This is a genomic window from Crystallibacter degradans (assembly GCF_012952295.1).
GTDB lineage: Bacteria > Actinomycetota > Actinomycetes > Actinomycetales > Micrococcaceae > Crystallibacter > Crystallibacter degradans.
In genome coordinates this window covers 1-20078 of the sequence record NZ_JABBCH010000030.1, presented here as the reverse complement: position 1 = coordinate 20078, position 20078 = coordinate 1, and the positions used below count along the sequence as shown (strand labels likewise).

Here is a 20078-nt window from a genome sequence, read left to right as displayed (position 1 = left end):
CAACAAGCACCCGGCCTGACCGGTCCACACCCAATTTCCGCCTCCAAACGCCGCACAAACAAACGAATCAATGATTCATCAGATGAGACTTCAAGGCAAACCCGCAGGTCAGAGGTGGTTCCGAGTCTGGACAAGACTTCGCCGCGCCCTCAAGCGGATGCCGGGCCGAAGCCCACATCAGAGCCGAAATCAGCCTGCGATCCGCGTAAACTCGCCCTTCGACGGGGATCCCGCGCCACAGCGGGGAGAGGAGGCGTCATGATTCATCAGATGAAATACGCAGACTACGCTGTGGCATATGCGCCGTTATTGGCATTCCCGATTTCCGCTTTGCCCAGGAGTGCCAGCTTCACCGGAGTTCAGGCGTTTCAGGGGTGAGATCTGCGAGTTGTATCTCACTGAGTGTGGGAGTTGATTCGGTAGTCCGTATCGCCTTCGCGACGGCTCAAAGCAATAGGTCGTTCCCGTGGTGGGAGCGGAATTGAATACCATCGCAGAAGTCCGTGCCGTCCGCGTTCTGAGTGTCCATAGATATTGAGACTTCGTAGGTGAATGGGGATTGGCTGTGATCCAGTCCCACGGTATGGACTTAATGATTCTCTGCGTCCGTCGGACACTGGGGACACTGGGGACACTCCGACTGACTAGTACAGAAACAAGGCTGGTCAATGACTATGGCCGGCAGCGGTAACGTTACTTGTCGTGAATGACGATCAATTTTCCCTGTTCGAGCTCGAAGTCGAACAACCGAAGCCGGACCACATCGTTGAGAAGTCCATCAGTCCAGAACAAATCCTGGAGCTCAGGCGGGCATTCAACGCCTCCGGGTTCACAGCCGAAGTGAAACAAGCGGAGATTATCAGGAGTTGTGTCATTCGGCCGGTGCAATCTCTTGAGCAGCTGCTTGCGCGCGATGTCCGTCCTATACTTAGGCGAATCGAGGAGCGATCTAAGTCACGGGGGCCTGCTACAGGGAGCGCGTGGGATAACAGGGAAGAAGACACCTGGATCGACAAGCTCTAGCCTCGCCTATGTCGCTTTCCGACCTCATAGACCGCCTTGGACCGCAGCTCCCTGGGGAGACGGGGCTCGCAAAGAGACTCCGATTCCATCAGTCGTGGTACCGGTCTGAGGTTCTCGGAATATCAGCTTTCGGTAGCACTCCCGCGCCGGCATCGCGTCCTCTGGGAAGCATCTTGCCTACAGCATTGACGGCAGAAGGGTATAACTTCACCACACCATTGGCTAAGCGTCTGTATGAAGAACGACGGACTCAGGGATGGGGAGTCGATCCGGTTAGATGCACTCGGTATCTGACATCTAGCCAGGCTCTGACGCTGAACTTCTTGGCTCCGCTTTTTGCGGAGCCCGGGTGGCTGGTAAGGGCGCTGTCCTTTGCTTTGGACCGGTCCGATATTCTCGATGTCGAATATGCCGCGGTGGAGTACGCACCAACTCAGCGGTCGCAGTTCCTCGGCGACATGACCAGGCTGGATGGCTTCATTATCCTGCGGTGCAGCATTGGTTATGAGGCTGTGGTACTTGAGTTCAAATATGCCGATCGCTTCAATAGCCGGGACATTCGAATAGTCGACCAGCCGACCTACAGAGCTTTGGCCGCGAAAACGGCAATTTGGACAGATTTTGATGGTGTTGCCGTTGACCGTGGCTTCAACCAGCTGGTGAGATGCCATGCACTAGGTGCCTCGATGCTTGAGCGTGCAACAGGTTCTTCGCGCACGACGTTAGTGGTAATCCATCACGAAAAAGATACTCGTGCTGATCAGCTCTTGGCCAGCTATCGAGCCCAAGTACGTGATCCAGCAACCGCTGCCAGTTTCACACTCAGTAAGCTCTGTGACCATATGGCGGCCACGGCAGATCGACAACAGCAAAGGACCGTCGAGACGCTCAGAGCTCGCTATGCGAACGAAGTGGGTAGCCAAGACTGGTGGCAGCGGTTTATTGGTTCCTGAACCCCCGGGAGCTTCTGATGGCTTGCTTGTGGAGGTGCTCAGTTCCGCTGAATGGAGGGCCGGGCTGAGACAGCTCTTCCGGTTTCATGAGCAAGAGCGACCTGAGCCAGCCCTCGACGTACCCTTTGTTGTTTGGAAGGAACGGGATCGCCCCTATGCCCAAGCTGCTCAGGGCTTCGGCTAGTCTCGATTTTTCATATTCTGAGCTGTCGCCAAAGCCTAGAGGGTACAGTGCCGCGCCTTTGACCACTGGCCGCGTGCGATCGCCCGTTGCTGAAAGCAGCGTAATGGCGTCGCGGTACCTGTGAAGCGCATTGATGGCATCAGCCGGGGGAGCCGGCATGTCGAATCGGTCCAACATCTCGGGAGTTGCATCAACTCGGTACTTTGCGTCAAGCACGACAATCAGGTCAGGCCAGGTATCACGGCGAAAAGTAAGGACGATATCGGGCTTTTGTGATCCTGTAAGGCCCCGAAACGTCGCATTGTAGGAAATGTCCAATTTCCCGTGGTCATGGTCGAAAGTTACTGTGCTGCGGATCCCCTTCCGGAGCCGGACACTAAGAGCTGAGTTATTTGTTTGCAGCAGCTCGCTTAGCTCGCACTCACCTCCAGTGATGCTCAGGACACTTCTCACCACCTCGATGTAGCACCACGCTTCATAAAGTTCGTGGAGATCGCTGACGGAATGACGGTTATCCCCAGGCGACGTTACTTCCAGTCCCTGCCGAAGCACCATAATTGACCGATACGCGTCCCCGTAGCCAGCCGCAGTATGCATCTGAAGGGAACTAAAGCCCGCGGGCGGAGGCGACGTCACCCCGGTGAAGACCGGAAGATCTAATAACTCCCAGAAGCTTTGGGCGATTTGAGAGATCTCGTCCCGCTCCGCTGCTAAACGGAGCGGGACGCCCTTGTGCCTTCGTACTAAGTCCTCGATGTCGGAACTTGTTTTTTGCTCGATGACAGCCAACTGCTGTCCGATGGCCTGGATCGAGAATCGAAGCCAACGATGCTCCGGCGTGTCCAAAGTTTCGAGTGGTTCAATCCCCCGAATTGCTCGACGGGAGAGTCCAACACCGGGAATCTCCGTCCAGGCTCCGATACCGGACTGGGACATGATCGACTTCCGGGCCCGGGTGTCGTTTGCTCGTACTTTCTCGATGCGCCTGAAGGACATGCCCCGCGAGAGTGACCGCTGAGGGTGCGCATCGACGTAGCGGACGGCTGCTTCCAGTCTGATTGCTTCATTCCGGAGAAGAATCAGCCAGTCGAGCTGTGATCCGTCACTGACGTCGGTGTGTGAACTGCTCCGGTACGTTGCTCTCATATATTCAAGGGCAAGTGCACGGGAAGCACTGGAAATGTCCAAGAGCAGCCGGTCATAATCGTTTTCATAGTCCAGCTTTGTCGGAAAGACCTCCAAAGTGATGTTCAGGATTTCTCGACCAACCTGGACTGCGAACGTGCACAGTCCCACTTGCCGCCCGAAGCTGAAAGGCCCAGTGAGGGCGTCCTCATCCTCGTAGGCGTCAAGGCTTTGGAATAGAAGCGGGTCCCGGTGGATCGCCTTTGGCAATGTCCCGGGAACCAGCGACTTCAGGCGGACTTTATATTGAGTATCTTCGAAAAATGATGGTGCTTGAAAATCCTCATCCGAAATGTCCCAACCGGATTGGCCGCCCCCTCGAACGCTGACCTCGCCGGATGAAACGGCGGCGGTGAAGAACGGCGGCCTGTTTAGGTTTTCACGGTTGATCTCCGAACGAGCCTGCCTAGGCCCCCTTATTTCTAACGTCACAAAGCTCGTGACAATGCGCACGAGTCGATCCGATTTCACCGTCACACCCAGTAGTTTGCGAAGCCGGTATCCTGTAACCGACGCTGCATGAGCTGAAGTCGTTCCTCGCAGAACGGGAAGCCGTTGGACAAACCTGTACCAGGATCTTCGGTGCGATTTTCTGTAGCGGACGCCCAGTCCAGAAGCGATTCCAGCAGCTTTCGAATGACAACTCCGCTGCCTTGGATGCGCGGTAGTACTTTCATGGCTATGGCAACATCTAGTGGATCGACGGTTCCGGACGTTGTCGTGGCGAATTGATCTGGGCATTTCTGGGCCTCAAGGCAGAATATCGCCACCTCGTCCCTCACCCTGTAGCCCACCTGAAGCTGGGCGTTTGAAAGCGATTCATTGACTACAGTTAGAGCTTCTATGACCCGGGTGACCTCCTGATCATCTCTGAGGGGATGCTGTGGCAGGCTTAGCGCCGACTGTTCCCAGATGCTGCTGCCCCAAGGCAGCAGAGGTTCCGCATCAACATTAGCTTCGTCTACGAGCGAGAGATCAACGGTGGAGAACTCTATGACAAAGCCCCGATCAAGCACCTTCTTTGAGAAGCCGAACGTAGTCTCGTCCATGTTGACGGAACCAATCAGACATAAGTTTCCCGGTAGTCCGACGGAAGCCCATTCGTCAGCTACCGACCCGGCAAGATGACCAAAGAATGGTTCGGACTGAAGCCTGCCGGAGTCGTTACGACTACGTTCTTCAAGGCGGCTCAGGACCTCGGCTAGGTAGTACTCGACCCGGGCGATATTCATTTCGTCCAAGACGAAAAAGAACTGTTGCTCAGGATTTTCGTAAGCACGCTTGGCGAACCGGAGCAGGTGGCCCGGATGAAACTCTCCTCTTAGCCCGATGTATCCCAGCAGATCACTGCTATCGTGCCAGTCTGGACGGACGGGCACGGTCTCGCAGATTCCGCCCGTCGCTTCCGCGATGAGGCGCGGGAGCTTGGTCTTCCCGGTTCCGGAAATGCCGGCGAGTATGACAAACGGTTTGGTGCGAACAGCCGATACGTAAGTAGCGATCTGCCAGGGCTCGAAGTTGAACCCGCGGTTCCGAATGTAGGCGTGCAATTCCTCGACGGGCAACAGCTCTGTAACCGTTGCCTTGGCTGGTGCGGTTTGGCCTGGCTTAGCCGCACGAGACGCCCTGTGCGCTGCAGGAGGAAGATATTGAACGGGTTCAGCCACAACATCGGCGAAATCGGAGACTGCCGATGTATCGTCCGACCACAGCGTCTGCTCAGATGAGTCGTCAACAAAAAGAGTAGTGGCTTCCAAACCTGTGAGACCGAAGTCCTGCTTGAATCCATCCGTAAGTTTCTCGAAGGAGGGTTCGCTGCCGAAGCGCGGCTCTAGATCAGTAAACCTAAACCACCATGTTGCGGCATCTGACAATCTCGGCAGCTCTCCCGAAAAGTTCTGCTGAGCCGCGGAAGTGGTAAACATCGTCCTGAGCTCGTTGTCCTTGAGCTCAACATGCCGGTATTCCTTAGGGCTTGTTCCCTGAAGAAGGGCAAACGGTGTTGCCGGTTGCGATTGCCAACCCGCAACTGTGTCGGAGGGGCCATTCGAAGGATATTTTCCGGACTTGTAACCCTTAGTTGAATCCCTCTTCGCCGCGATAGGTGTGAAGTAAGGGTTAGCATCTTGCGCAAACTTGTTGAAGCCCGGCACTCTGGCTGCCCATAGCTCCGGAGTTCTTGCGGCCCATTCATTAATCGCTTGGACGAAATGTGGTGAGCGTGTTCCCGTCACAACAGTGGGAGAGGGAATGGGCATGCCCTCGACTATCTTGGCAATGGTCAAGGCTCTGAGGAATATCAGGTAGTCCGTCAGCCGCGTCTGTGCCGAACACACTCCGAGCCGCTCAACTGCGATTTTGAGACGTTCTGCACTGAGATAGACACTCACTCAGCTGCCTCGGGCTTCTGCAGGGGATCTTGGGTTTCCATTAGGCGCCGTTGAGCGATTTCGCAATAGTGCGCGCTTATATCTATGCCCACGGCTCGGTATCCATTTTTCTTGGCGAAGGCCATTGTTGTTCCCGATCCGTTAAACGGATCAAGCACGACCCCGTTAGGGGGCGTTGTGGCAAGTATCGGTATCTTCACCAGATCCTCTGAAAATGAAGCTTTGTGCGAGGACCCTCCCGCTGACGTCGCTGCCGACCATGTGTCCAGAGGAGGGAGAATCTTGCCAGATTCCATGGTGCGGCCGACTAAATGCCGATTGTAGTAGTACCAGCGGTTCTTGGTCAGGTGAAAAACATGCTCGTGGGATACAGATGACCGATCACGCACCTGGTCTGGTATTGGATTTGGCTTGATCCAAATATTGTCGTTGCGGACGAGCCAGCCAGAATCCTGCAAAGCAATTGCCAGCCTATGCGGAATCAGTAGAAGTTGCTTAGGGCGTGCCCAAAGACCATCACCGGGCCGGTCCTGGGGCCGGATGCCGAACCTCCGGGCTCCCTGCTTGATCTCGCCGCTTTTGTGCGCACCCTTGCCGCTCCAATAGGTGTCACCCAAGTTGATCCACAATGATCCAGTGTCTTTGAGCACGATTTTGCAGAGCTCAAAGACTTCAGCGAGTTCGTCGATGAACTTCTGAGGATGCAACTCCAGCCCGAGCTGTCCCTCATGGCCATAATCGCGCTGTCCGTAGTAAGGCGGCGACGTGACGATGGTGTCGACCTGGAGACCCTGCTCAGCGAGAAATTTGAGCCGCTCCTTCACGTCACCTTGAAGGATGACTGATCTGTCGTCGGAGTAGTGCGCCTCTGCGACGATCTTAGGATCGTTAAAACTTGCCTGAGGCGTGGGGATTGGGTGAAGAGCTCGATTGGCAGGCGTTTTCTTGAGCGCGCCTTTGTGCATTGACACCCGGCTCGGTGGGATGACCAGGGAACTAAGAGGCATCAATGTACGGATCTCCTTAATGAAAGGTTCAAGCTTATCGACATGGCTAGGGGCATCTCTCTGTCCGACATCGAGATGCAGGTGTGGAAATCGTCATCAGTGAGGACCCTGCAAGAATTGGAATCGAGGTTCCGAGCGAGCGTCCTCCAGAAGAGCAGCTAGCTGAAGATGGCCTGTTTCAGTCAACTCGTAGTAATGCCGCGGAGGCCGGGTTCCGCTTGCTTCCGATATGTCTTCCCAACCGTCTTGAAGCCAGCCCTCGTTGAGCATTCTGTGAAGAACGGGATGAAGCGCACCAGAACGAACCCCTGATTCGGTCGACAGTGCATATCCCCAGTGCCTGCGTTGAGGATTGGCCATGAGGGCAGCTGCCACCTGGAGCAATGTCTGTGTCTTCCTCATGGCCCTTACTCTACCTAGGTAGAGTAATTTCTTGTTGGTTGACACTCGTCGAGAGTTCCGTGTCTTCCATCCGTCGTTCGTGAGCTGACTGCTGGCTGACCGCCCCTGCTCGATCTATTTCGGCCCATGAGCCGGCAGCCATAGTGGCCTGTCGGCCTTTGCCAACCGTGGCCTTGTCAGCGTTCCCGGAGGAGATAGGGCCCGTAGCGCCGCTCACCATCTGGGCCACAGTCCATTTCTTTCGTTGGTTGACCAGACATTACGCTAAAGGAGAGGTTGCCCTCAGGAGTGCTGTTGGACAGTGCAGTGCTGGAATGGAGGGCTTAGGTTGGGGGAAGGCACTTCAATGAGTTCGGAGATTCCAGAACACTTGCTGGGCACGCAACAGCACCGGAACGCTCGAGACCTCAGTGAGTACTTAGTCCACATGACTTCAACACCCGCGGCGCTTGCCAGCATTATCACCTCCGGCCGTATCGAAGCACGGAAACCCTTCGGAATTGGCCGTAGCCTCCGGATGGTCGAGGATAAGCACAAGGCCGCCTGCTTCACTGAGATGCCCCTGTCAGAACTCGACCGTCTAAGAGAAAGACGTAAGTCTTGGGGAATCGCCTTCAAGCGGGACTTTGTACTCAATCACGGCGGTCAACGCGTCTGGTACCTCGATACGGACAAAGCGCCCTACCAAGCTATTCACGGGCTCAAAGAGGCCGCCTTCGAAAGCCGCGATTGGAACAACCCTATCTGGGAGCTCACGCCCTTTGTCGATGAGTGGAATCCCGAGAAGAACTACACCTTCGACTGGGAACGCGAATGGCGAGTCATCGGCGGACTGCCATTTGACCTTGAAGACGTTGTCCTTCTCATAGGTCTAGACGGTGTTGAGCCGCTCTTTCACGAGGAATTCACGATCGGAGCGCCGTACTATGACGCCCGTGACATGACTTACCAATGGGACGGACACACCATTCCAGAGGTTGGCGCAAACATGGACGCCATCCTCACTAACTTCCTTGCAACCTTCCTAACGCCAGACAATGCTGAAATCCCCTACGACGGTGAAGATGGCTACATGTGGGAGGGTTGCGCGACCGCCTATGAAACTGAGGACGCACTTGAATACCTGTTGCCGGATGCCCCACGGGAAGTCCTCCAGGCCTTGGCCAACCACCTCAACCAGATCAGCTTCCAATGGGCTGAACGGGAGGAAGTTGACTCACGGGGCGAAGACAATCTGGATTCAGAGGATCCCGAGGAAGCAGCACTCCGAGACGACGAGCAGCTATGACAGCCAGTTAGCCTAATCTGATCTCTAGCTACGGAAGAGCGAGTATTCGATTTCATCCGCACGTACCGGGTGACCAGCTTGTATGGCAGCATCGACTGCCCAGCGGCTCATTAGCATGCAATAGTTCGCATAGGTTCCCGGCCACCAACTATCCGGAGGGGAGTCAGGCCAAGCAAATGGCCGCAGCTTCCCGGCTATAACTTTGTCGAGGATTAAATGACGGGGTGTTGCTTCCGGACCTTGGGCAAAATACAGGAACTTAGTCGCGAACGCCGGTCCGAGCATTCTGATACGGCCAGCACCACGAGGGGTCGTCAGAATGCTGTAGGCCTCTTCCTGACTGCGGTTGGCACGTACGCACAGCCAAGCTTCGGCCAGCCTTTCAGCGGCACCCTCCGGATCCTGCTGAATGCCGTCCAGTCGTGCATGCATTCTTGAGGCGGTCAGCCCCAGGCCCCAGGCCATGGATGCCAGAAGAAGTTCCAACGCTCCCTCTTTGGAGGGCTGAACTGCACCGAGTGAAAATACATCGGCTCTTGAAATGCGGAACCTTCCAGTGGCCGAAGCAAAGAGGCTGGGAACGGGAAGCTCTCGAGCAGTTAACTCCTTCGCCCATCGATCAGCATCAACGGTTATTCGATGGTTCAAAACCGCCGCTGATCCAGGCAGGGCTTCGTGCAGGTCGTCAGGAAATGGTGCGGTGAGGTTCAGCATGGGTCTGATCTTTGCCTTCATAGACCAGGACTGCAACATTCGCTGGGGAGAAGACCTCTACGCTCGTGGCAGCCGAGCAAAAAGTACTATGAACAGCGCCATCGGACGGGTCATCGGGAAGGCAAGCATGTTCTGGGTATCCGCGCCGGTCCAGCGGTTGGCCCAACGTTCCGCAAAATATCTTTAAACACTGACACGGGTGGTCCCCTCAGCTGGCCGTCTCGTCCTAGGCGGGGCCGACCGTTTCGACCGCAATCAGCATAATTTCTCGAATGAACCCTTGAGCGGACTTTGGCGCGCGGCCTGATCGCTGCTGTACCCACACGCCGGTCCCCCATACCGCTTCGAGCGGAGGCGCGCTAATACTGAATCTCCAACCGGCAGGTGGTGCCAGGGGGCAGAATCAGACCATGCCCAATCAATTGACTGTCGGAAAACCTCGATACGGAAGCCTCTCAACCGGCAACGCGGACACTTCCGAGGTGAGCGCCACGCTCGAACGGACAAGTGAAGGCATCTTCGTATCGATCACGTTCAGCCATGACGAAAGCCCGGAATATGCTCAGTGGTTCACCCCCAATTATTTCGATATAGCCGCGGTAACGGCGGAGGAAACCCGACCGCGCCCTCCCGTACCGTCCGCTCTCTTCTTCCATGACTCTCATGGCCCTGTTGCTCTCGTTGGATGCCGAAATGCGGGATACCACACCAACCATCGAATCGGATCAGGACGGGTCTACGTGGGGGCTGCGGTCCTAGCTGCCCCATCGACAGCACACGCCAAAGTCATGGGCATGCGATCCGCGGTATCGGGACTGCGTGCTTGGCTAGGCACATCTGCCATTTCTCAAACGAGAAAATTTGATAAGACTGGCCGGTTCAAGTCCGCAGAAATTCAGGTAGTGATACCCGAAGTCATCGATATTCCTAACTCGGAACTCGTCCTGCGCCCCGCTATCAATAGAACCCCCAGGGACGGGGCTCTCATAATTGAGGACATTGTATGGGTAGAACATAAAACCGAAGAGGAATCGTCCTGGCGCCAACACCAGATGGCTATGAGGGCAGTCCGAGACTTACTGGCTGTGTCAAGGTGGCGGGACGAGAGCCTTATTCCTGTATCTGTGGCACGAACGGAGGATTCCATTGAAGGAGACACTCCGGAGTCGGCGCGGCAGCAATGGTGGCGTGAGGTCGCCGATTCGAGTGCACCTGAGCCGAAGGAAGAAACAGGGCGACTCGAACATCTAATTCTGTGGGAAGACCTAGGCCCAGAAGGGCTAGCGCGCTGGATCAAACTGCGTGATGACTTTGCCCGAGCGGTTGATCCAGCCGTATCCAGCATTTATCTGGAGGGCGTGACGGTCGAAGTTCAACTAACCCAAATAGCCATCAGCCTAGAAGCGCTGGGCTATCTCCTATTTATGCGCAAGGACGGAGCGTCTGAGGCTAAAGCGGGTGGAATCAGTTTCCAACGACGACTCAACCGCATCGTACAGGAAGTCCCCGGGCTTTTGCCTTTCGTAGATGCAACATGGTCGCAGCGGATGGCAGATACCTACAACTCTGTGAAGCACGCCAACCGCGACCTCCCTCAAACAGTTGATGTTGCCAACAGTTGGCGCGAGGGTGCCCTTCTCTTTAGGACCTGGATTGCTAACGAGCTAGGAGTTGAGTGCGACAAACTCCGGGAAAGAATCGCGCGGGACCCCCAAGTACATTCCTACATCGTTGCCAGCGATTGAATCCGCCTTCCAAAAGAGGACCTCCTGTACGGGCAGGCGTGCCACAGCTAGCGATCACAGAATGCCGCCAAAGAGCGATCAAGCCACAGGTGCTTCGGGTCCGCCGCAAGGCTACTGTATGCCTCATCAAACGATCCTTTACTAGGACGACGAGTGTGGCCCGCCAGTTGTTGCTCGAAGTGTGACTGTCAGCGATAAATGGCGGTCTTTTTGCGTCGCTAAATGGCGGCCTGGTTCGAGAGTGCTCGCGACCGCCTATAAAAGGTTGCTCGGGACATTCCGAGATCGCGCGCGACTTGAGCAGCAGGTTCGCCGCCTTCGACCAGGCGGACCGCGCTTCGAATCTGGCTGTCAGTGACCCGGCGAGGGCGGCCACCAAGATCCATCCCGGCTTCTCGGCGTTTGGCGATGGAATCGGTGACGCGTTCGCGCTTGATCTCGTGTTCCATCTGCGCGAGGGCGACCATGATCGTGAACAACATGGATCCCATTGGTGTCGCAGTATCGACATCGCCTCCACCTAGGTTTAGAACGCGCAGGCCCGCTCCTCGACTGCGGAGTTCATCGGCGAAGGCGAGCATGTTCTGGGTGGAACGTCCGAGCCTGTCCAGCGTGGTGATGACAAGAGTGTCGCCATCGATCAGCGCTTCGAGGGCCCGATCAAACTGTGGTCGTGAATTTCGCGTCCCGGACACGCCGTGGTCAATGTAGAGGTCATCGCGCCGGACTCCGGCGGCAAGAAGGTCTGTCTGTTGTCGGTCTGTGGATTGCTGTCGCGTGGAAACGCGTGCATAGCCAATCAGTTTGGCCAAGGGCTGCTCCGATGTGTCTCATAACTAATGGTGGATACAGCGATTCAACCAGAAGGTTTCGAGACATAGTTACGAGAATCGCCGGCGGCGGAAAAACTCTGACGATTCCGCGAAAAGTATGATGCTGAAATGGTCACAGGGGTCGAATCTGTGAGACGTCTCGTATCCCAAGGGTTGCGAGACCTGTTGTAGGCAGTTCCACCCGTCCGCTCGATCAGGATGCCGAGAGCAGGAGGGCGACGTTCTGCCCGCCGAATCCGAATGAGTTGCTCACTGCCGCTGCGACGGGCATGGAACGTTCGGTGGTCACGACGTCGAGCATCAGTTCGGGATCGGCGTCGTCGAGGTTTTTCGTCGGCGGGATGATTCCGGTCTGGATGGTCAATGCGGTGATGATGGTCTCCACCGCTCCGGCCCCACCGAAGAGGTGTCCGATCGAGGCCTTCGGAGCGGTGACCGGGACCTGCTCGCCGAAGACGGCTCGGATGGCCGCAGCTTCGCTTCGATCGCCGACCGCTGTTCCTGTTGCGTGGCAGTTGATGTGGTCGACGTCTCCAGGCTGGAGTCCACTCCGGCGGACGGCCATCGCCATGGCGCGGATTTGTCCGGCGCCGGTGGGGTCCGGTGCAGTGAGGTGGTGGGCATCCGAGGAGATGCCGAAGCCCGCGATGTGAGCGATGATCGGAGCGTGTCGGGCCGCTGCGTGACGCTCCGATTCTAGGACCAGGACGCCCGAGCCCTCACCGAGGACGAATCCAGACCTGTTCAGGTCGAACGGGCGCGAGAGCTCGTCGAGCGCGCGGGTCGGCTTCGCGAGTGCCTGCGTTTGGGCGAATGCCGCCAGGGTGAACGGCATGATCGCCGCCTCGGCACCTCCCACAATCACGACGTCTGCCTCGTCGCCATCGATCAAGCGCATGCCCATCGCGACGGCCTCGGCCCCCGCAGCGCACGCAGAGACGGGCGTGAACACACCGGCGCCCGCGCCGTACTCGATGCTGATCTGCGCCGCCGCGGCATTGGCCATGAGCATGGGTACTGTGCGCGGCGAGACCCGCCGGGCGCCGGACTTTTCGAGCACGTCATCTTGATCGAGCAGGGTCTGGATACCTCCGGTGCCGGAGCCGATGACTACGGCCAGGCGGTCGCGTTCGACCTCCGGCGCGCCGGCTTGAGTCCAGGCCTCGGCCGCCGCTATGACGGCCAGCGATTGACACCGGTCGAGTCGGCGCGCCCGGATCGGGTCGATCACGTCGGGCCCGAGCTCGGGAGCCACGAAGGCCACCGGAACGGTGAGGTTCGCCCAGCTCTCTCCTCGGGTGCCGAGATCGATGACGTTCGATCGTCCTGCCAGCAGCCCGTTCCAGAGCGCGTGCACTCCGATCCCCATCGGCGTCACCACTCCCATGCCTGTTATTGCGACCATTTCCTGACCCTTCTTGTATGCGAAACAAGTTAACTTGTATCACATACAATAGATCCATGGCCACACCAGTTATGCCGCCCACGGGGACCCCGCGAGGAGTTGCAACTCGCGCGCGGATCCGAGACGCGGCATCGGATCTGTTCATGAGAGCTCCTCGCAATGAGGTAAGCGTTGCCGCGATCGCGGCCGCCGCCGGAGTCTATCCAAACCAGATCACCCATCATTTCGGGTCGAAAGACGCCCTTTTTATCGACGCGGCCTTCGCTCTTCTCCTGCGCGACACTGCGCGCCTGCAAATCGCAGCCTCGCGGGCGAAGTCTGTCACGGCGTTCCGGTCGGTGCTCGCCCGCACTGCGCTACTCATGCCCTCCCTGCCTCTGGCCGTCTCCGCGCTCGGGATCGCAGGTGACTCCCGCGAAGTGATCGATCCCGTGCAGCGCAATCTGGATCTGCTGTTCGCGCGATCGGAGCGATTCATCCGCGATTGGACGACCCGGCACGGCTGGTCGACCTCACCCGAGCTCGCGCGGGAGGTGCGTACGTTCTGGAGCGCGACCTTCGGCGCCGTGCTCCTGTCTCGTGCAGGATTCCCAGGCGGAGCCTCCGAGGTCGACCTGGCCAGCATCCTGAGCCTCACCGAGGATGCGGGACGGCTTGAGACCGGCCTCCACGAAATCGGCACCGACGGGCCCGCTCACCGGGTCAATCAGCCCGTCGGCGAATGAGGCGACCGACGCCGCCATGCCGATGGACGACCCGATCAACTAGTGGATCTGGATGCCATCCCCATACGGGGCAGCTGACTCGTCTCCTGCCAAAGCGATGTGTCTCATAACCCAGGAGTCTCGAATCCCTAAGGATACGAGACGGGAGGCTTAGGCCAGGCCCGCGCTCGTCGGCTCTAGGCGCCATTTAGCGATCACAAATCGCCGCCAAATAGCGCCGAAAGTCACATGCTCGAAGTCCCGAAATTCCGGATCGTGCCGCGTCTCATCAATATGTCTCACTTCTGATACTCTCAGGAAAAGGGAAAATAGACCTTTAATGCGACAAGGGGGACGATATTGGCATGCATCGGTTACGCCAGGGTCAGCACCTTGGACCAGAACTCTGACCTGCAGCACACGGCGTTGAAGGCCGCCGGCTGCAAAAAGATCTTCACGGATCACGGCGTCAGCGGCACGAGGGCAAGCCGGCCCGAATTGGACAAGATGCTCGACCACCTGCGGGACGGCGACGAGGTGATTGTCTGGAAGCTTGACCGGCTGGGCCGGAATACCCGTAACCTACTGGCGCTAATTGATGATCTGGAGGGCCGCGGCGTCCACTTCCGGGCTCTGACCGAGGGCATCACCACCACGGGGTCCATGGGCAGGGCCATGCTTACTGTGATGTCCGCTTTCGCGCAGCTGGAACGGGACCAGCTTGCGGAGCGGACACGGGCAGGCATGGCCGCGGCCGCCGCTCACGGGCGCAGAGCTGGTCGGCGGGAGGTCACCGCCGAGGACCGCAAGGTCAGGCGCGCGTGTGAACTGAAGGCCCAAGGCCTCAAGCCCGCCGATATCGGAAAGATCATCGGAGCCAGCAGAGCCACTGTCTATCGCTACCTCGCTATGGATACCGGATGACACAGCTGGGGTCAATCCGGGTTATCCACGGCTGTGGGCATCGGATTTGCCTCGCGACTTCAGGGCCAGAATGATCAGAAGCCGTAGAGATGATGTCTAGCTCCGAATGCAGCAGCTCCACCTTCCAGGAGGTCCTCAGCCAGTTGGCGGATGGTGGGGTTATCTAGGGAGCCAATTCCGTTGGTGACCGGCTGACCTTTCCGGCCACTGCCTTCAAGGGCGATCACAAGCTCTGCATCTCCAAGCACGGGGATGTTCGCGTTATGAGTACTCAGTATTATTTGCCGTTGGCCCTTCAGACTACGAAGTCTCTTTACCACGCCACTGAAGACGAAACGGTTGTCGAGATCATCTTCGGGCTGGTCGATGACGAGGGGCGCATCGCTGGCACCTAGCAGCAACAGCAGTAGGGCAGTCGCTTTTTGTCCTTTAGATAGATCTTCGAGTTTGCGGTATTCGCGGGGATCTCCTTCGTTCGAAATGTCGAGGAATACGTCAGCGGCTAGGCCAACGGTGGTCTCCTCAAGTTGTCGAAAGAGTGACTCTCCTGCTGCTGAAAGGTTGGTGGCCTGCACACCGCGGATGCCGAACTTTTCTTCTAGAGACTCTCGGCCCAGTCGAGCGGAATCAGCCAGTGCTGAGGGACTGAATTCGTCAGAGTCTATGGCGGCCATGATTGTCGTCCGACCACCACTGACATGAGAGGAAATCAGTTGTTTGATGTGCTCGCGGTGCGGGGACTCTACAGGTCGCACGTTCACCGTCCCGTCCGTGGCTGAATTAGCTTCTCGTATAGCTTGGCGCAAGCGTTGAGCCTTTGCTCGTTGCGCAATCTGGAGCTCCCCGAGGAGATCTGTTCGATCTTGCTTGAGAATGCGTATCTTGCCTTCGTGGGTAGTTCGAGCGGGGGCCTTCTGCCTCAGCGTCTGGATTGCCCTTGAGGTCGCCACAAATTCACCGGGATCGTTTCCGTCATCTTTCAGCTTGCGCAGCGTCTCGGCAGTCGATCGACGGACTCCATCTGTTTCAGCCGTCCAAGCTGCCTGTACTGTGCTTGTTTCCGTCCTAGCTGTTTCGACAGCGCTTTTAATGGATACGAATGCGGCTTCGACAACTCCAGCTGCAGTTTCCAATGCTGCTGAAAGAACCCCCAAGGTCTCGGCTCTGGGTGAGTCTGCAAGTCCTTGAAGTTCAGCCCTTAAACTGCCCGGGATATCTTCGTTGGTGATGTTCAGCAGTGATGTGGCCAAGTTGTCAATGCGCAGGTTTGCTGCTGCGATGATGGCTTCATCTTTTTGGAGTAATTGTTGGTCGGTGAGTTTTTCGCCAAGATCAGATTCCGTGAAAATTTTCATCTGTTCTTCAAGACGCGGTAAGTCCGCGAGTTCACCATCAAGTCGGACCAATTCCGCCTCAGCTGTAACCAGCTGAGTGCGGTTCTGCTGCAACCGTAGCTGAACATTCGACTCGTCATCGCTCTGAGTTTCCGGGCCGGCGAACCGCTGGACCATTGCTGCTACGTTGTCCTTGTCATGGGCCAGCTCAGCTAATTCATGCTGACCAAACACTTCTATTGCCCCAATTACGTCCTTAGCGCTTAGCTGAGAAACGGCACCGGCTGCGTCTCTCACTATCGGGGTCTGATCGACTGTCCGAGTTACCTCATACGTTTCCAAGGACGGCCCAACGCCATTGACAGTTACGGCAACCGTTGCACCTGGTCCGAGGACATTCCTCACCATGGAGTGGTGATCCTTCTTGGCCTCAGGTCCTAATGGCTCCAGGTCCAGCACGAAGCGGATGCTTTCAATTACCGTAGACTTTCCTGTCCCACGTCCTCCGATCAGTGTCGTCAGCTCGTCTGAAAGGTCCAGAGTTACACCATCCAGGAAGCCCCCTTCCCAGGATATTTTTCCGAGAACCGTTCGAGGAGCCGTTGACGGATCCACGAGGCTTATTCGGGTCCCGGGTGTACGGACCGCAAGTTTCAGGCTGGCCAATTCGCAGGCACTCAGCTTGAACCAGCTACTGGCGCCAGTTGTGGCCAAAGTATCCGGGTGGCAGATATCATCCGCATGAATCTTGGCAATTTCATGGGGGCGGAGGTAGGGCGCAGTGCCAGCAAAGATGGCCTCCTGGTCTATTCCGTCGGCTACGTCGGGTGTAATGCCAATGACATGGAGGTCCGGGTGTTGAATCATCTTGACCAAGGGATTGCCAGAACGACCGGTTAACATACCGCTGTTCGCGACATTGGCGTGAGCGGGTATAACGAGTGCTCCGGCACTAGTCATGGACTGCATGATCTCCGCATACGGTCGACCTGTGGTTCCATTGGCGCAGGACGGTGCTACCCCGCACTGTCCGATGGCCGCATTGATCGTCGAGGCGGGGGTGTCTCGCTCAAATATGACGAGGAGGTGGATCCCCTCTGATGAGTTTGCTTCAAAGCCAGGTAGTACAGCTATGCCTGCTGCTTCTGCATCGTTTGCGAGTCCAAGCGCAGAATCTACGCACCAGTGATCAGTAATCGCTATCATTTTGATATCGAGAGCCTGCAGGGCCTGGATCAATGCCGCATTGTAGCTCTGCTCATCAGAGAACCTTGTGGAAGGCGAATTCCGTCCGTGGTAGCTGTATGGATTCACCTGCAACGCCGCACGGATCCACTTTGCGGAATCGATCGGTCCAATTTCTGCCATGTATATCCCCCATTTTTGTCAAAGGCTGCTCCCGGCGAACGTCCAATCGGGCTCGATTCTTCGACCGACTTATGCAGTCAACTCGTCGTGTCCTAATCCAGATTCCGAGGTCACCGTTCAACGGTGACTACTCAATCTGTACACCAGCGTCGGTTCTCACTACATCTGTCAGGTTGGAATCTAGAGAGTTCGCCGACGAGTGTGAACAATCGCCTTCTGGATCCTATCCTGACGCAAACTCTGAAGCGCTTCTGACGTCAGGTTGGGGTTTACTTTAAACTGACGCTCCAGCTAATACGCATGCTGCACGCGCTGTGTTGCCTTTGGCCCCGCCAGCGGGGGGCGTCTCTTGTTTCCAAGATAGTTTAGCGCGGTGACACGGGGGATGGTGCAGAGCATTGCGTGGCGATGGCCTGCTGTGAAGATGTGTCAAAGTATGGTCTTCAACGTGATGAAAGAAGGTGCAGTCCACGCCACAGCTGCCGATTGGTTGTATGAAGCCATCGAGCGCGTCGATGGAGACGTACTACTGGCTAGTCCCTACCTGTCCTACGACGTCTGCCGGCACTTGGCGCGGGTAGCTAGCCGATCAGACTACAGATGGCAGCTCTTTACGTGCCTTGACCCCAGCGCCGTGGCAAACGGGTTTTTGCGGACCGACGGCTTGAGGGAACTCCAGAACGGCGGGGTCAACATTCGTCACGTAGACAGATTGCATGCCAAAACATTCGTTGTCGGCGGACGGGGCTTCCTCGGATCGGCAAACCTGACTGGCGCCGGGCTGGGCAGTTCAAAGTCGCCAAATGTGGAGCTGGGTGTTGAGTTGGGGATGGCCCAGGTCCTATCCGTCAAGGTTGCCATGGAGAGCTGGTCGAGTCGCGAAATCACTGCGGATGACCTCAAAGAGCTTCACGCACAGGCACGACAGCTGACTCGGGCAGCGATACCTTCCGCAGACGGAATAGGAGGTGTTTCCGGACTGGCGCTTGTGGAGCAACTTTTGTTGGATGCCCGCGATCGAGAGCGTAGCCTTTGGCTGAAATCCGAGTACGGTGTCCCCGCGTTGGACAAGTGGCGCAGCGAGTGGTTCTTCGGCAACCCCCCACAAGGCCCCGACCGCAAATGGCCGCCGACAATTAAGCCTGGAGACCTCGTCCTAATTCGTGCGCAGACCGGGGATTGCTACGCCGTCGTAGAAGTGACCTCAAGGCCGGAAGACCGACCAAAGGATTACGTCGAAGAACGAGGCCATGAGGCGAATCGCTGGCCATGGGTGAACCGAACCAAACCACGCTTCGTTCCACACGAATTGCTTGAGCTCAAAGCAAACGAACTCGTCCGCAGCACGGGCGGCCTCCAAAATGGTTACATTCGATTGAGCTTCGAGCAGTTCACAGACGCGGTTCGCTCACTTGCAAGACTCATGCCTGATGGCCGTGGCTCGGCCTGATTACTACTCTGCTCGAGGCCTGGCGAGTCAGTGGTTCATAGCAAGTACTTCAGTCTCACGCTGGTGACGAGAATCAGGCATTCAGCTGATGACTTCGACATCGAGGATCTCGGCCTCTTCGGTCCGGTGTCCTGGCTTGGTCAGTTCCAGGCTGGCGAGGTGCTTTTGCAGCCGTTTGGACATGGGGAGGAATGTGCCCAGGGTGAGGCCTCCGGAGAGAACTGCTCCTACGACGGGGATGGCCTTTGCGACTCCGTTGGCGAAGAGCTTCTTGGTCATGCTCACACCGAGATAGCCGGCGACCTTTTTCACGATCGGGTAGATTACCCCGTGGGTAAGTGCCTGCTGCGGCAGTTTTTTAGCCACATTGGCGGCAATCATGCTCGCCACTTTTGCCACTCCGCCCTGGGCGATCTGCACGCCGAACATCACGCCTACGAACAGGATCAGCATGCTCTCGGTTGCTTCGTCGATTTCTTCGCCGTCATCGGCGAACAGGTCAGGCCAGCTGTAGATATAGGCCAGCTTCTGGGCAATCCGAAGCAGGTGCCCCATGTACTGGGCGAGGTCGGCCGGCACAGTGCCGATCATGGCCAGACCACCAGGAATACCTGCAAGGGTTGAGATGCCGGTGACCTTGCTCGTCTCATAAGCGATAGAGGTGTTTGCAGCCTCAGTGATGACCTTGAGCGAAATGCCCGCTACCGCTGGACTGTCGGCGATTGCCCTCTCAATCTGTTCCTCCGTGCAGTAGCGCTTGAGCGCTGTTCGCAGGTAGGCGGTCCTGCTGATCCTCACTCCCGGCAGCTTCGCCGCAGCATCCAGCACCTGAGTGAAATTCGATCCAGGGTTCTCAATCTCCCGCGTTTCGGTCATGGGTAGATAGTATCCGCGGGCGCCGACGTAAACCCTCATCTGAGAAGAGCCCTCAAAACGGGAAGCGGTTGGTATCTTCAGCGCGCCTATTGCTGGCCGAAGGGCTAAGCATTGCTGGTTGTTCTGTGTGATTAGTTGAGGGCGGCAGTTAGCGCGCTGGCCTATCTGGTTGGGTCCCCGTGTAGGAGTCCGGTGACTATGTGAGTTTCGTGTCCGAGAATGGACGCAGGAGGAAATTCACTAGTTATGGCACGTAGGCATACCCCCGAGCAGGTCATCGCGAAGGTCCGGCA

Annotated in this window: 16 protein-coding genes; 7 read left to right on the top strand and 9 right to left on the bottom strand. The window is 57.1% G+C overall.

What is annotated here, in order from left to right; genetic code table 11:
* Window positions 1-702 precede the first annotated feature (702 nt).
* Both HGO92_RS22305 and HGO92_RS22300 read left to right on the top strand, forming a co-directional pair.
* Window positions 703-1023: a hypothetical protein gene (locus HGO92_RS22305; RefSeq protein WP_169998779.1), complete on the top strand. Its 321-nt coding sequence runs from the start codon at window positions 703-705 to the stop codon at window positions 1021-1023.
* A gap of 8 nt (window positions 1024-1031) precedes the next feature.
* On the top strand, window positions 1032-1976 hold the full coding sequence (locus HGO92_RS22300) for a PGN_0703 family putative restriction endonuclease (RefSeq protein WP_346769067.1): 945 nt from the start codon (window positions 1032-1034) through the stop codon (window positions 1974-1976).
* On the opposite strand, the gene HGO92_RS22295 is transcribed toward HGO92_RS22300, so the two are convergent.
* The 4 genes from HGO92_RS22295 to HGO92_RS24800 all read right to left on the bottom strand — a co-directional run bounded on the left by HGO92_RS22295 (window position 1963) and on the right by HGO92_RS24800 (window position 7102).
* On the bottom strand, window positions 1963-3798 hold the full coding sequence (locus tag HGO92_RS22295) for a DUF2357 domain-containing protein (protein WP_205834974.1): 1836 nt from the start codon (window positions 3796-3798) through the stop codon (window positions 1963-1965). The two genes, HGO92_RS22300 and HGO92_RS22295, sit on opposite strands and share 14 nt — an antisense overlap.
* 20 nt (window positions 3799-3818) lie before the next feature.
* On the bottom strand, window positions 3819-5735 hold the full coding sequence (locus HGO92_RS22290) for a DUF8727 domain-containing protein (protein ID WP_169998774.1): 1917 nt from the start codon (window positions 5733-5735) through the stop codon (window positions 3819-3821).
* The gene (locus HGO92_RS22285; RefSeq protein WP_205834966.1) at window positions 5732-6742 is read right to left on the bottom strand and encodes a DNA-methyltransferase; all 1011 of its coding nucleotides are present in this window, start codon (window positions 6740-6742) and stop codon (window positions 5732-5734) included. Before HGO92_RS22285 ends, HGO92_RS22290 begins: the two co-directional genes overlap by 4 nt.
* A 96-nt stretch (window positions 6743-6838) precedes the next feature.
* Window positions 6839-7102, bottom strand: a complete 264-nt coding sequence (locus HGO92_RS24800; RefSeq protein WP_440915799.1) for a PadR family transcriptional regulator — start codon at window positions 7100-7102, stop codon at window positions 6839-6841.
* Window positions 7103-7490: 388 nt separating this feature from the next.
* Here HGO92_RS24800 and HGO92_RS22275 point away from each other — a divergent pair, with 388 nt between their 5' ends.
* Entirely contained in the window at window positions 7491-8432 is a 942-nt protein-coding gene (locus HGO92_RS22275; RefSeq protein WP_169998771.1) for a hypothetical protein, read from the top strand.
* A 24-nt stretch (window positions 8433-8456) separates the two neighbouring features.
* Here HGO92_RS22275 and HGO92_RS22270 read toward each other — a convergent pair whose 3' ends face one another.
* Complete coding sequence (locus HGO92_RS22270; protein ID WP_169998769.1) at window positions 8457-9146, bottom strand: 8-oxoguanine DNA glycosylase OGG fold protein; 690 nt, start codon at window positions 9144-9146, stop codon at window positions 8457-8459.
* A 410-nt stretch (window positions 9147-9556) separates the two neighbouring features.
* Between HGO92_RS22270 and HGO92_RS22265 the strand changes: the two genes are divergently transcribed.
* Window positions 9557-10891 carry an ApeA N-terminal domain 1-containing protein gene (locus HGO92_RS22265; RefSeq protein ID WP_205834964.1) on the top strand — a complete coding sequence of 445 codons (1335 nt, stop codon included), beginning with the start codon at window positions 9557-9559 and terminating at the stop codon, window positions 10889-10891.
* Between the two features lie 218 nt (window positions 10892-11109).
* On the opposite strand, the gene HGO92_RS22260 is transcribed toward HGO92_RS22265, so the two are convergent.
* Entirely contained in the window at window positions 11110-11703 is a 594-nt protein-coding gene (locus HGO92_RS22260) for a recombinase family protein (RefSeq protein ID WP_169998768.1), read from the bottom strand.
* A 214-nt stretch (window positions 11704-11917) separates the two neighbouring features.
* Window positions 11918-13129: a beta-ketoacyl-[acyl-carrier-protein] synthase family protein gene (locus HGO92_RS22255; protein ID WP_169998766.1), complete on the bottom strand. Its 1212-nt coding sequence runs from the start codon at window positions 13127-13129 to the stop codon at window positions 11918-11920.
* Between the two features lie 17 nt (window positions 13130-13146).
* Here HGO92_RS22255 and HGO92_RS22250 point away from each other — a divergent pair, with 17 nt between their 5' ends.
* Complete coding sequence (locus HGO92_RS22250; protein ID WP_346769066.1) at window positions 13147-13854, top strand: TetR/AcrR family transcriptional regulator; 708 nt, start codon at window positions 13147-13149, stop codon at window positions 13852-13854.
* Between the two features lie 339 nt (window positions 13855-14193).
* Window positions 14194-14757 (top strand): recombinase family protein, encoded by a 564-nt coding sequence (locus tag HGO92_RS22245; RefSeq protein ID WP_169998763.1) that lies wholly within the window; start codon window positions 14194-14196, stop codon window positions 14755-14757.
* Between the two features lie 74 nt (window positions 14758-14831).
* On the opposite strand, the gene HGO92_RS22240 is transcribed toward HGO92_RS22245, so the two are convergent.
* Window positions 14832-17459 (bottom strand): TrlF family AAA-like ATPase, encoded by a 2628-nt coding sequence (locus HGO92_RS22240; protein ID WP_169998761.1) that lies wholly within the window; start codon window positions 17457-17459, stop codon window positions 14832-14834.
* Between the two features lie 436 nt (window positions 17460-17895).
* Between HGO92_RS22240 and HGO92_RS22235 the strand changes: the two genes are divergently transcribed.
* Complete coding sequence (locus tag HGO92_RS22235; protein ID WP_169998759.1) at window positions 17896-18909, top strand: phospholipase D-like domain-containing protein; 1014 nt, start codon at window positions 17896-17898, stop codon at window positions 18907-18909.
* Window positions 18910-18990: 81 nt separating this feature from the next.
* Here the strand turns inward: HGO92_RS22235 and HGO92_RS22230 are convergent, their stop codons facing one another.
* A complete protein-coding gene (locus HGO92_RS22230; RefSeq protein WP_169998757.1) occupies window positions 18991-19785 on the bottom strand; it encodes a hypothetical protein in 795 nt (264 codons plus the stop codon).
* Between the last annotated feature and the right edge of the window lie 293 nt (window positions 19786-20078).